At 32.4% G+C, this 13874-nt stretch carries 10 protein-coding genes and 2 pseudogenes; 7 read left to right on the top strand and 5 right to left on the bottom strand.

Features of this window, described 5'->3' with window-relative positions; all coding sequences use genetic code 11:
- Positions 1–79 precede the first annotated feature (79 nt).
- Positions 80–1009: a hypothetical protein gene (locus ELD05_RS12880; protein WP_127352741.1), complete on the top strand. Its 930-nt coding sequence runs from the start codon at positions 80–82 to the stop codon at positions 1007–1009.
- A gap of 76 nt (positions 1010–1085) precedes the next feature.
- On the opposite strand, the gene ELD05_RS12875 is transcribed toward ELD05_RS12880, so the two are convergent.
- From ELD05_RS12875 to ELD05_RS14645, 3 genes are all read right to left on the bottom strand, one after another.
- Positions 1086–2030: a transposase gene (locus ELD05_RS12875; protein WP_127350942.1), complete on the bottom strand. Its 945-nt coding sequence runs from the start codon at positions 2028–2030 to the stop codon at positions 1086–1088.
- A 281-nt stretch (positions 2031–2311) separates the two neighbouring features.
- Entirely contained in the window at positions 2312–2497 is a 186-nt protein-coding gene (locus ELD05_RS14650) for a hypothetical protein (RefSeq protein ID WP_241243706.1), read from the bottom strand.
- 74 nt (positions 2498–2571) lie between these two features.
- On the bottom strand, positions 2572–2685 hold the full coding sequence (locus ELD05_RS14645) for a DUF4234 domain-containing protein (RefSeq protein ID WP_241243511.1): 114 nt from the start codon (positions 2683–2685) through the stop codon (positions 2572–2574).
- Positions 2686–2916: 231 nt separating this feature from the next.
- Between ELD05_RS14645 and ELD05_RS12865 the strand changes: the two genes are divergently transcribed.
- The 6 genes and pseudogenes from ELD05_RS12865 to ELD05_RS12840 all read left to right on the top strand — a co-directional run bounded on the left by ELD05_RS12865 (position 2917) and on the right by ELD05_RS12840 (position 10423).
- Positions 2917–3702, top strand: a complete 786-nt coding sequence (locus tag ELD05_RS12865) for an ABC transporter ATP-binding protein (RefSeq protein ID WP_127352740.1) — start codon at positions 2917–2919, stop codon at positions 3700–3702.
- Positions 3692–5380: a hypothetical protein gene (locus ELD05_RS12860; RefSeq protein ID WP_127352739.1), complete on the top strand. Its 1689-nt coding sequence runs from the start codon at positions 3692–3694 to the stop codon at positions 5378–5380. Before ELD05_RS12865 ends, ELD05_RS12860 begins: the two co-directional genes overlap by 11 nt.
- Before the next feature lie 59 nt (positions 5381–5439).
- Positions 5440–7410, top strand: a complete 1971-nt coding sequence (locus ELD05_RS12855) for a WD40/YVTN/BNR-like repeat-containing protein (protein ID WP_164742612.1) — start codon at positions 5440–5442, stop codon at positions 7408–7410.
- Between the two features lie 12 nt (positions 7411–7422).
- A pseudogene (locus ELD05_RS12850) lies at positions 7423–7682 on the top strand (ISNCY family transposase); the annotation flags it as partial.
- Positions 7683–7740: 58 nt separating this feature from the next.
- Positions 7741–8526 (top strand): CPBP family intramembrane glutamic endopeptidase, encoded by a 786-nt coding sequence (locus ELD05_RS12845; protein WP_127352737.1) that lies wholly within the window; start codon positions 7741–7743, stop codon positions 8524–8526.
- A 105-nt stretch (positions 8527–8631) separates the two neighbouring features.
- Positions 8632–10423 (top strand): annotated as a pseudogene (locus ELD05_RS12840) (IS1182 family transposase).
- Here ELD05_RS12840 and ELD05_RS12835 read toward each other — a convergent pair.
- A complete protein-coding gene (locus ELD05_RS12835) occupies positions 10355–11506 on the bottom strand; it encodes a hypothetical protein (protein ID WP_127352736.1) in 1152 nt (383 codons plus the stop codon). The pseudogene ELD05_RS12840 and the gene ELD05_RS12835 overlap by 69 nt on opposite strands.
- Positions 11507–11628: 122 nt before the next feature.
- On the bottom strand, positions 11629–13761 hold the full coding sequence (locus ELD05_RS12830; RefSeq protein ID WP_127352735.1) for an ArnT family glycosyltransferase: 2133 nt from the start codon (positions 13759–13761) through the stop codon (positions 11629–11631).
- Positions 13762–13874: the final 113 nt, after the last annotated feature.

Below are 13874 nucleotides of genomic sequence, written 5' to 3'. Positions count from 1 at the left end.
CACTTGTTTTTAAATTTGAAAATGTGGTATTTTTGAATATATAAATTATTCTGCAAAAAAAGGAGGAAGGAATTTTTAGGTGTTTAGAGATTTTTTACAGGATTCATTTTTCTACACTAAAAGATACTATGGCTACATATTTGGTCTTATAGTTATTTCAGCTCTTATAGTATTTTTATCATTTGTCATTCTACTAATACTTGGCATTTTACTGGCTATGTTTATGGGTGTGGATGTCTCTACGGTGTCACTCTTAAAGGAGGAAGATATATTTCCTTTTTTAAGTAATAAACTTATTTTCTTCATAATTTTAATGGTAATTCTTTCACTTGTATGGATTTTTTTAGTAGTAACTTTTATACAATATCCACTCATAAAAACCTTTATTGAAATATCAAGAGATAAGGAGGTAGTTAAAAGACCTTTTAGTATCTACTTTGAAAAGATGAAAGAAAAAAATATTTTGATGGCTTTAAAGATGTTTGGCTTAGGGTTGCTTTTGATGTTAATAGTAGCGCCGGTACTTATTGTAGGAATTGTTTGTGTAGCTAGAGCGCCAGATATAATAGATGTTTTGGCACGGTTTGTTGTGTTTGCAATTGGAATTGCTGGTTTTGTATTAGCAATTTACTTACTTTTGAGGTTAATGTTTGCAAATTCAGCTCTGATAGATAAGAACTTAGGAATTTTAGAGAGTATAAGAGAGAGCTTAAAGCTTACCAAGGGGAAGATGGGCTTTGTGATAGCCACTGCTTTATACAGCATTATTGCATCAATGATTTTTCAGATACCACTTTATATAGTGGGAATACTGGATAAAACAGGTTCTTTTCATGAAAGCTTTTTATTTATTATTTTGAGTTTAGCAGCGGCTATCCTTTATTTTATTGCATTTCCTTATTTTGTAATAATACAATATCTTCCATACAACATGCTAAATGATGTCATCAATAAGGAAAGTAATGTTGAGAGTCAGGAAGATAACAGTAACGATTTTGTGGTTGGCTAATATATATTTAAAATAATGTTTTTAAATAGGTTGTTGAATAAAAAATATTACCAACAATACATAAAATAAACAAAAGTTATTGATTCCATTCATAAGCGAAAGAAAACTTCTTACCTTCTAACTTTCTAAGAAGTTGCTCAAATAGAAAAGTAATTAGTATCCAATCAATATACCTTTTATAATTTCTAAATCCCTTGAGCCTCACATTCTCAAGATTATATTCACCTTTTAATTTGCTAAATAGTCTTTCAATCTTTGTTCTCTGCTTGTATAGCTTTTTACCCTCTTCAGTTTCTAAAAATCTTATGTTCTTGCTTCTAAAACTATTGCTAACATTGTTTTTATTTTTCATGTTTCTTTTGTTTATCCCAGCAACAAATTTAACTTTAAGCTCATTTGCTATATTAAACCATCTGCTACAATCGTATCCCGCATCTGCTAATACAATCTCACAGCCAAAGCCCCATGCCCTATACAAAAGCTCTTCTTGTCTTGAGTCATGTTCATTTGCCCCTGTTAAAATCCAGAAAAGTGGTATTACTTCTTCTTTACCTGTACACAAAAGATGTAATTTGTATCCCCTGAAAAATCCTATTGTAATATGTATACCTATTTTTGCTTCTGAATCATTTTTGGCACTTCTCAGCGGCGTAGAGTCTACTATCGCTATACTCATATCAGGTTCTATCTTAGCTATTAATATGTCTTTTATATCTTGCATGTATTCTTTTTCTATTTTTCTTGACAACTTTGCAAAATATGAATAGTCCGGACTTTCTTCTATACCTACTACTTGCTTAAACTCTGTGTCTTGATTTATTCGATATTCTAATTCTCTGAAACTCTTTATCCCCTTTTTAACTTTATAAACCAAACAAGCTATTATCTGAAACAGATTAAATTTCCTCGGTCGTCCCCTTCTATTTTGCTTTATCTTCCTCGATAAAACTTCAGTAACCTTTTTTATTACAAAAAGCAGCTTTAAAAATTTCTTATTTTGTGCTTTAATATTCTTAGTCATCTTTTTCCCCCTTGTGTTTTGTTGTGGTTTTCTCTTAAATTAAAATTATAACACAAGGGGGCTTTTTTCTTTTGTTACTATGTTTACTCTATATGGTTATTTCTTTTATTCAACAACCTCATAATGTTTTTAAAAAGAGAATTGAAAACGAAAAAGCTTTAAGAACTGATGCTAACCAGGAAATTTAAATTAAAGATAATTTCAATGGTTACTGAAAAGTTATTTAGGCATATACCAAGAAAATTTATAAGATATTTAGCGTAAAGAGGGCTGTTCACCTGTTATGTAAACAGCCCCGTATTTATTATGGAGAAAAAAATAACTTTATTAAGAGTTGATTGAAGTATCATAGCGCTTATTAACCCAAGACCAAAAATGTAAAGGATAAGATTTACAATTGAGTTATCTTCTGCTGGTAAACCTGCTTTTTGCTGACATTCCACGGCTAATTTGCTGTATTTGTATATCCAATAGATTCCGTAGAGACCGCATGTGATAATATTTAATAACAGTTCTATACCTGGACTTGTTGTTTTTTTGTCTAAGTACTGTTGGCTTCCTTAGAGGTTGCATAAATCCAGTACCAGTAATAAATTCCAAGTGTTATTATGGAAAAAAGTAGAACACCTACCACAGACCTCTTCTTACCGGGCATTTAGAACTCCTCCTTTTTTAATTGTATTAAATTTGGATGACATTATTATACACTTTTATTTTGTCGAAAGATAAAGAATTTTGTCGAAAAATTATTTTTTAGGATTTAAAAAACAAAACTTAAAAAATGTTGCATAGTAAGTGTTGCATAATTGAAATTATAATACCAAATTGCTATTATTAAATACAAAGGAGTTTTTGACCTAAAATATCATTATAAGGGGAAAAAGAAATGAAAAAAGTCATTTCAGTAAGTGAGCTTTACATGGACTATGGTCAGGGAAATGTGCTAAATGGAATCAGCTTTGAAGTTGAGGCTGGGCAGATTATAGGGTACATCGGACCAAATGGAGCAGGCAAGAGCACTACAATTAAAATCTTTTTGGGGATTATTACAAATTATAAAGGCAAGGTTGAGATTTTTGGTGAAGATATTAGAGGAAAGTATCTTTACAAAAAAAGAATAGGATATGTTCCAGAGGTAATTGAGCTTTATGAAAGTCTTACTGCAATGGAGTACTTAAATTTTGTCGGGCAGCTTTATGGGCTTGATGAGGAGACAGTTAAAAAAAGATCGTTAGAGCTCATTGAAATTTTTGATTTGAAAGATGCTATAAATTCAAGGCTTTCTACATACTCAAAAGGTATGAAACAAAAACTTGCAATTATTTCAAGTTTAATTCACAACCCTGACCTTTTGTTCTTTGATGAACCCTTGACAGGTCTTGATGCAAACTCAGCAACAATCTTCAAAGAACTTATGAAAGAACTAAAGAAAGAGGGCAAAACCATTTTTTACTCTTCTCATATTATGGAAGTTGTTGAGAAGGTGAGCGACAGGATTATTCTCTTAAACAAAGGTACAATTGTTGCAGACGGTCCTTTTGAAGAACTTGCACAGAAACTTAAACAAAACAACTTAGAACAGCTTTTCAATGAGCTGACAGGCTTTACCAATCATCAGGAGATCGCAAAAGAAATTGTAAAGGTAATGAAGGGTGAAAAAGATGAGAGATAGTATTGCAGTGAGACTGTTGGATTTGTTTTTGCCTTTTATAAAAAAAGCAGGTATTGATTATGCCACTTTAAAAATTCTTTTGCGATACAAATTTTTAGTGGCAAAAAGAAGTGTGCCCACCCTGCAGAAGTCTTCTGTTGCAGATAAATTGTCGAAGATTTTCTATATCATTCTTCAATTTTTCATAGGTTTTATTCCTGCGGTGTTTCTTTTAATCAACAGTACAATGTTTGTGAGAATTTCACTAAACATTGTGATTTTGCTTTTTTTAGTTGTCTCAACTATAATTTCAGACTTTTCGTGGTTTATATTAGACATTACAGAGAAGAATATTATTTTGACAAAACCGGTTGATGATAAGACATATGCTTTTGCGAAAACATATTTTATTGTTGTTATGCTTTTTTCAAGAACATTTTTGATATTTCTTCTTTCTTTAATTTTGGGGGCTATAAAGTATAAATTGGCATTCTTCATTCTATTGTTGTTAGTCTATCTGCTTGTACTTTTGTTCTCATACTGCTTATGTAACCTTTTATATGCAGGTATTTTAGTGTATTTTGATGGTGAAAAGCTAAGAGATGTCATAGTGGGTTTTCAGATTACTTTAATGGTTGTTTTTACTATTTTTTACCAGTTATCAGGGCAAATATTTGAAGCAGTTGCAAAAGCCAATTTTTCAAAAGTACATTCTTGGTGGCTGTATATTTTACCATCTTCATGGTTTGCAAGCTTGTTTGAGTATTTATATGGAAGCAATAGAAGTTTATTGAATCTATTCTTAGGAGTTATGGCAATAGTAATTACACTGTTTTTGGTATATCTTCATATTTCTTATACAGGCAAGATTTTAGAAAAAAATCTTGTAAAACTAAACGCAGGTGAAATTGAAGTAAAACCAAAAATCTACAAAGTGGGATTTATAAGCAATGTTTTGTTAAGAAATGGGGTCCAAAGAGCTTCATATATATTTGCAAAAGCTCAGCTAAAAAGAGACAGGTACTTAAAAAGCAGTATATATCCAAGCCTTGCCTCATTTTTGGTAATTGCCATAGCGCCGGTAATAAGAGAAGCTTTTCAGAAAAAATCGGTCCTTGATGTTATTTCAAAAGAATTTTTCTTTTATTATTCAATGTATGTTTTTATAACAGGTATGATTTCGATATTTCAGATGGTACAGATAACAAGCAACAAAAACGCTGCATGGATATATCAGGTTTTACCGATAAAAAAACCTTTTGATATTAAAAAAGGAGCGTATTTAGCTTTTGTCTTTACAATAGGTGTTAGACTATTCATTATACTTTCAATAATACTTTTTATTTTAATCCACAATTCAATAATTGACTATTTGACAATGTTCTTTATATTGATGTTCTTTTCTCTTTTAGTATTTCCACTTGCAACCCAGCAAATGCCTTTTTCAAGGGCAGTGCAAGAGCCGCAACAGGGCAAAAGAGGTACAGGGCTTTGGTATTTGGTGTATATGGCTTTAGGTACTGGCTTAGGATTTGTCCACTATTTTTGGCTCAAAAAATATAAACTCTATTTTTTAATAGGATTAATAATAGTTGATGTTATTTTGTGGCTTGTTAGATTTGAAATGATGAATGATTGTGAGGAAGAAGAACACAAAAAGAATAGTGAGAAAATCGTCCTTCCTTATAGAAAGTGGTAGAAACAAATAGTAGGTTTCATAATGTGATGATTAAAGCAAAGTTAGAAGGAGGATGTCAAATGATTCGCAAGATTTTTGTTTCAAAAATTCTTTGTAAAAATTCATTTTTTGCAGTTGCTCTATCGTTGATGTTGCTTATAACAACTCCTATTAGCTTTTTTAGAGAAAATAACCCAGTTAGAGAGTTTGCTTATGCTAAAGAAAGACCAAAACCACCTATTGTTCGTGTATTAAGAATGGATTCAAGGAATAGTTCAATAATCTATGCAGGAACAGGATATGGTTTGTTCAAAAGTTTAGATGGTGGTAAGACATGGAATGTTACAGGTATTCCTAACATTGATATCAAAGAGTTAGAAATAGATTCAAAAAATCCGTCAACTATTTACATAGGTGGTGAAGGGACACTTTACAAAACTACAGATGGTGGAAAAACTAAAAAAGTCATTGCGTACTTTTATGATTGGATTGGAGCTTTAGCACTGGATTATAAAGATCCTTCGAAAGTGTACTTGGTTGCAAATAATAGGTTATATAAAAGTACAGATGGTGGGAGAAAATGGAAAATAACAAACTTGCAAGGTATTCACATTTTTGCCTTCGAAGTGAATCCTATAAATCCTTATGTGCTTTATGCAGGTGTGGATAGTGGTATTTGCAAAAGCATAGATGGCGGTAGGTCATGGGAATATATTAAATTTACTTCTGATCAAGTTGTAAATATAACAATATGTTCTCAAAAACCTTCAATAATATATGCAGGAACTTTCCATGATGGATTATACAAAAGTTCTGATGGAGGCAAGACATGGAAGAGTCTGGGGCTAAGCAATTTTGGTGTTTTTTCAATTGTAATTGACCCTAAGAACCCTGATATAATTTATGCAGGAACATGGGATATAGATAATTTAAAGGGTGGAGTTTATAAAAGTACAGACGGAGGAAGAACATGGAGAGCGGTTGGGTTGACCGAACGAAGAATTTATTCATTGATTTTGGATTTTAAGTATCCAAGTATAATTTATGCAGGAACAGATAGAGGAGTTTATAAGAGTAAAAATGGTGGAAAGACTTGGGAACAAATTAATAACGGGCTTTTCAGTCGTTCTATTGAGTCAATAGCAATAGATCCTAAAAATTCATCAATTGTTTATGCAGGAACAATGTACAATGGGATTTATAAAAGTATTGATGGTGGGAAAACATTTTATAACACAGGCTTAACACAAAATAGGATAAAAGATATACTCATAAATCCTCAAAATTCTAATGAGGTATATTTAGCCTCAGAAAATAGTATATATAAAACAACGGATGGTGGCAAAACGTGGCAAACTTTTGAAAATGGTTTGACAGGGAAGCTAGTAGTTGAAATGGTTATGTCTAGTAGCAACTCCAATGTCTTATATGGAGGTTGCATAGATATAATGACAGAAGATATAGAAGACGGATTATACAAAACTATTGATGGCGGTAAGACATGGAATAAATGCTATATTACATCAAAAGTTTTTGCAATAGATATTGTGCCTACTAAACCATCTATCATCTATGTTGCAACAGAGGAAGGAGTGTATGTAAGCATAAATGAAGGTAAAACATGGCAATTAAATAATAGGGGGCTTCCATCTTATAAATTATCAAATAATCTCTTGGTTTATCTTATTTCTGATTTACAAATTGATCCTTTGGATTTTCAAAAAATCTATATTGCAACTCATGCAGGAGTTTATAAAAGCACAGATGGCGGTAAAACGTGGAAACCCACTGGACTGACAAATATGAGGGCAATGGTTTTAGCAATAAATCCCAAAAATTCTTCTGTAATTTATGTAGGGACTTTTGGTAATGGGATATTAAAAAGTTTAGATGGCGGAAAAACATGGATAAAATGTGGTTTAACAGATTGCGAAGTATATGATATAGTTATAGACCCTCACAATCCTGCAACTGTATATGCCGGAACACATAAGGGACTATTTAAAAGTACAGATGGCGGTAAGTCATGGAAAGAACTCAATGTTTTTTGATGGAGAAATTGTGTAGAATACAAGATAAATGAGAATGAAGAATTTAAAAAGGTAATAAGGATAAAAATAGCCCTGATTATTCACATTTCTTGAAATGGGCAAAAGTAATTGAAGACAGATATATAGAAACAATAGCAAGGATTTTAGTAAGAGAAATAGAGCCTTAGATAAAAGTTTGTACAATAGATTCCTCACCTTTAAGATGCTGTAGGAATGGCAAAAAGGCAGAAGTAGGAGTATGTGTTAGTTTAGGTTTTTACAAGGTTATAAAAAAATAATAAGTTCACTAAAATAGTTGGTTAAAACAGAGTTAGGAAGGAGGATTAAAAAATGACTTTGAGTGCTTTGAAAGATGTTATCAACTACATAGGTTTGTTTATCTTGAGTAGTATTATTATGGGAATTATAAGTTTAATATCTGGAAAAGACGATGCTAATTTAATTTATATTGGCATGTTTTTGATATATTTGTGTTTTGCTGTAATATACTCAAAAAGAAAAAAAATAAATATTTTTCAGCTTTGTAACTTTCGAAAGATAACAGTTAAAGACGTTATTTTTACCGTAATACTGGCTATATCATTTGAAATGGCAATCAATGGCATATTGGGTGCTTTAGAAATGGGTTTGGACGATATTATAACTCCAATTAGGAAAAACTATGAAGATACAATATTAAGAGAATTAAAGAACAGTAACATATTCCTTGTATTTTTTACGATTGTGATAGCAGCGCCATTTTTTGAAGAAATTACTTTCAGAGGTTTACTTTTTGGTATAATGCTAAGAAAACAAATGAATTTATATTTGGCATTAATAATTCAGGCATTAGTTTTTGGATTGATTCACCTTGATTTGTATCAGGGAATTTTCGCTTTTTTCTGTGGAATATTTTTAGCACTTGTGTTGTACTGGACAAAATCAATATTAAACTCAATTATATTTCATACCACAGTAAATGCTATCGGATTTAGTGCAATGTTATTGATTAAAGATAATAATTTGGAAAGTAACTTTTTAGAGGACATTATTATTTGTACTGTACTGTCAGTAGTGGGACTTGCCTTGATGTACTTGCCTATGAAATATTTTTACAAAATGAAAGTCAGAAACTAAAATCAAAAATAAAGAGGGGCTGTCCAAAAAGACGAATGGACAGCCTCTTTGATTTTACATTTTTGACATAATATATAAAAAATGATAATATGAGGTGATATACCAGTGGCTCGTAAACATGATAAAGTTGTCTTCAAAAATTACAACTCATACCAATATTTAATGCCTATCGACCCAGAAGCTTTTATACCTCAAAATCATTTGGTCAGAGTAATTGATAAAATCATTGATAAGATAAGATATATCAACCATAATGGAAAAGTACAAAGGTGGTGGTACAAGTAGTTATCATCCACTGATGTTATTAAAAGTTTTAATCTATGCTTACATACAAGGTATTTATTCATCAGGAAAAATAGCTCGGGGTTTACGTGAAAACTTTACTTTTATGTGGCTCTCAAAATATCAAGCTCCTGATTTCAGAACTATCAACAGATTTAGAAAAGAATTTTTGGGGGATGCAATTGAAAATATCTTTGTCGAGTTGGTTAAACTCCTTATAGAGTTAAGATATGTAAACTGCGACTATTACTATCTTGATGGGACAAAAGTTGAAGCTAATGCGAACAAGTATTCTTTTGTTAGGGCTAAAAGCACAAAAACTTTCGAAAAGAAATTGAGAGAAAAAGTAAAAAACACTCTTGAAGAAATTGAAAGAATAAAATGAAGAGGAAGATAAAGCATTGGGAGATTTAGATGTAAAATTGGAAGCTGACTATGATAGCAAGCAGTTAGAAGAAAAAATTGAGCAAATAAATCAAAGAGTTGAGGAAGCTGAGTTTAAAAGTAAGAGAAAAGAAAAAAGAGTAAAGAAGTTGGTAAAGGTATTGAAAAATGATTGCGTTTTCAGGCTTAAAAAGTATGAGAATTATGAGACAATTTTAAATGGGAGGAACAGTTTCTCTAAGACAGACAATGATGCCACTGCCATAGAGGATGAAGGATGACCATATCAAAAATGGGATGCTAAAACCTGGATATAATGTTCAAATCGGCACACAGAACCGATTTGTGATAGGTTTTAGCATCCACCAAAGTCCCACAGATACTGTCTGCTTAAAAGAACATCTTGAGGCTGTGAAGAAGATGACAGGATTCACACCCAAGAACATTGTAGCAGACAGTGGCTATGGGCTTGATGGAAACTACCTTCATCTGAAAGAATGTGGCATTAATAACTATATTAAGTATAACACATTTGACTTGGAGCAGACAAGAAGATTTAAGAAGGATATTTTTGATGTAAAGAACTGGGAGTACATAGCTGAAGAAGTTGCCTATATTTGTCCTGCTGGTAAGAAGGTGAAATACTTATATCCGAAGATAAGTGTAAATGAGAGAGGATTTGTAAGCTATGAGAAGGTATATCAATGCGAGGAGATTTGCAATGGCTGTGAACACAGAGAAAAATGTTATAAAGGTAGAAGATGGAAGAAGAGATTTAGTGTAAGACCAAGGTTAGAAAAATTGAAGGAAGAGGTAAGGCAAAGGCTGTTAAGTAGAGAAGGAAAAGAGATTTACAATAAAAAGAAGGTAGAAGTTGAGACAGTATTTTGGGATTAATAAAGAACAATAAAGGATTTAGGAGATTCCTGCTCAGAGGGTTAAAGGGTGTAGAGCGTAAGTAGAGTTTGGTTTGTATTGCCTATAACATAGAAAAATTAGGAAAGATAATGATAGAGGGTTGGGGTAAAACTGTTGCCCAGCCCTCTTTTTGTTTGCTTTATAACTTAATATTGGTATTTAATACCACAAAATGTCCTTTTTGGTTATTAAAAATTATTGTTTTGGGACAGCCCCTCTTTTGATTTTCAGTTTCCAAAGGATGTTATTTTATACCAGTAGAAATTCCGGCTGCTTTGAATATCTTTTCAAGATTTTTGGTGATTGTTTCTAAATCTTTATCAGAAAGCTTGTTCAAGTCAATACCCTTTGATATGTCAATCTTTGTTATCTTAACCGGTCGATTTAACGAATTAATGACGCCATCTAAATTGAACATGATTTTGAGATTGTTAGAATCTTTTAAATAGAAATATAGCCTTTCACCTTTGAGATTATTTTTGCTATCAAGTCTCATTCTATACTGCAAGGTAAATGGTGAAATTTGAGGAGCTACGCTATCTATCTGGTAAACTGCTTCTTTTACCATTTGCGAATAATTTGATTCGACTTGCTTCATGATTTCGTCAATGTTTAAAGTGGTACTTTTATCAAGCTGCTGAGCATTCAAAATAGATTGCGCATCTTCAAGAATCATCTTTGTAGTGCTAAGAATAAACTCTTTTGTTGCCTTATCATCTGCTGCTTTTGTCAAAATGGCTTTTAAAAGGTCAATGGAAGAGTTCTTATTGAATTCGAAAATAATCTCATCACAGCTTTCCTTTTTACCATTGCTAAATGTAAGTTCAACTTTTTTATCAGAAAGCTTTGCACAAGATGCAAGTTTTGGTAAAACAACATCTGCGTAGCTTGCAATCAGTGCTTGAAGCTGAGGATTGTTTTGAATATCGAAAAGTTTTATATACTTGTTTACATCAATCTGTACAGGCATATTGGCATATGCTTCGCTTAGCTTCACATAAAGTGGCTTTGAATAAATTTGTGGGAAGTTATACGCAACATATTCTTTGTTAACATAAATTGAACCTTTTAAAAGTTCTTTATTATTGTAATAAAGAGCAATTTGCATACTACTTTCGTATTTTGAGACATCTGAAACAACTCTGCCTTTGATGTACATCTTTTTGAAAAACTCTTCTAATTTTTTGCTATTCTCTGTTGCATTGTTTCCTGCAGAATACCTCAAATCAATTCTGAACTCTTCATCAATAGTTTTGCTACCCTGAGCCTGAGCATAAGCTAAGCCCGCTTTTAAAAGAGGAGTAGAAACCGTTTGAGAATATGCGACGCAGCTTAGAAGTAAACTCAAAAGCAAGACAAATACAATACTTACGTTTAATAAGGTTTTCCTTTTCAAAACATTTACCCCCTCGCAGATTTTGATTAAAAAACTGTGTATATGTCAAGTATATACAATAGAAGTTAAACTGTCAAGAAATTTTTGAAATAACAAATAAAACCGTGGAATACCTCTCTAAATCACTTGATTTTGCTTTTGTCTACCATATATATGTTGTATGTGCTGTTTACAAGTTCTCCATTTTCTAAAATCCATGAATATATATCATTAGAAGCCTCATTAAACCCGAGTCCGCCTCTAAATCTACCAATTCCTCCAATTTGGAAAAACTTTACCTCACCATTTTTAATCATTTTCTTGAGCTTTTCAACTGTGAGAATTGGGTCATTGCCCGAAAATCCCCCCATTGCCATGACAGCTTTTCCTGTTTTGATTATTATCGGTGCTGCTTCTGTTGCTCTTATGACTGCCAAAATAAATTTCTCACCTGTATTGTTTTTAAGAAGATATTGTGTTAGCTCATCACTTGCAAGGCTTGACTCCCCAAAACCCCTTGGTGAGAAGTTGTTAAGGTCTCTTCTTTGTCTATTGTTATAGGCAAAGCTATTAGAATCTGGTAGTACCGGCGGCTGCATGTCTGAGTTTGAGTTTGATGGGGGATTAAATCCAAAGTCACGTGGCAAATAATTATTTCTCTGGTCAAAAGTTCTTTCATCAAAAGTACCAAAATTTTGTCTCAGTCCCGGTCCCATGACAAATGCCGAGGTTCTGTTTATAGGATTCCCTGCAGAAGGGATTACTGCATTTCCTTGGTAGAGGCTGCATGTAAGTGACCAGTAAAAAGGCATTATGCTAAGCGAAATTGCCATAAGAGAAATAGCTATAAATTTTAAAACTTTGAGGTTTTTCAAAAATATCATTGCCAAAGCTATTAAAGCTGTTACGGCAAAACCAATAGCAAACAAATACCAGTATTTGTTGGAGTCTTGATATCTGTATACGTTATAGACCTGATAAGCTGCAGTGAGCACGAACGGAATTAAAGCTAAAAGTTTTATCCATGTTTTTGATTCATTTAGCTTGTCAAACAGAGCTCCAAGTCCTACTCCAGCAAAAACTGACACAGAAGGTGCTATTGTTGCTAAGTAGTAGATGTGAAATAATCCTCGTGTGAAGCTAAAGTATACAAAGAGTAGCAAAAACCATGTACCCCAAATGGTAGTAAATGCACCAAGCATTTTGTTTTTCTTTCTAACAGCAAGGCTCATTATGATTAAAGCCAAAAAGGCTATTATTGCCAAGACAAGTACCCAAGAGATTTGACCAGCCATATTCTGATTAAAAAGCCTCAAAATTCCTGGCTCTCCACCTTCTCTTGCACCCATTGGGTTTATGTTCTGTGCAAAGCTAAATCTTGGGCCAAAGGTAGATGAAAAGCCTGTTGATTGTGAAGAATTTTTGCCAAAGATGGAGTTTATAATTGTAGAAAAACTTCCACCTGATGGCAAAAATCTTTGGATGCCATTGTATGAAAGAGCAAGCTCTAAAGCTGAGTTTGTTTGAGAACTTCCCATATAAGGTCTTTTTTCGGCAGGTGTCAGATCAACAACAATACACCACCAGAGAGAACTTACCAAAAATATTACACCTGCTAAAACAAGATGAGAAAACCTCTTTAAAAGCCTCTTGTCTGTAAACAAGAGATAAGCTAAGAATATTCCAGGTGCCACAATCCACGCCTGAAGCATTTTAATATTAAAACCTAAACCAATTATAAAGACACTTATTAAAAAGTGTTTGAAACTTGATTTTTCGATTGCTTTTAGAGCAAAATATATTGCTAAGATGCAAGATAAAATCATTAGCATGTCAATGGTGTTATTTCTTGCAATTGCAGTGTAGATTGGCGTTGTTGAAAGAAATAGTGAAGCGAAAAAAGCGCTCATTTTGCCAAAATGGTTTTTTACAATTATGTAAACAAGCAAGATGCTGAGCACAGCTGCAATTATCTGAGGAAGTAAAAGGCTTATACCACTGTAACCAAATAAAAGGCAAGATAAAGTCTGAATCCAAAAGCCAAGTGGAGGTTTATCAACTGTTACAAATCCGCCCGGGTCAAACGAAGCAAAAAAGAAGTTTTTGAAATTTTGCATCATGCTTTTTACAGCCGCAGCGTAGTATTCATTACCATATCCGACTTTTGCAATTAGAAAGGTATAAAGAAAAGTTCCAATTGTCATGGGTAGAAATACAATGGAGTTTTCTTTACTCCAACTTACTATTTTAGATTTTAAGGCTAATATATTTTTCATTTAAAGAACTTACACCTCCAAAGTTGGTATTTATTATTTTTCCTTAAATGATAGCAAATAAAAATGAATAAAGAATAAATAAATCTTGAATAATTTGTTAATTTAAATTTCAA

It is taken from the genome of Caldicellulosiruptor changbaiensis, from assembly GCF_003999255.1.
Classification (GTDB): Bacteria; Bacillota; Thermoanaerobacteria; order Caldicellulosiruptorales; family Caldicellulosiruptoraceae; genus Caldicellulosiruptor; species Caldicellulosiruptor changbaiensis.
The sequence above is the reverse complement of the archived record's forward strand: the minus strand, read 5'-3'. Positions and strand labels throughout refer to the sequence as shown.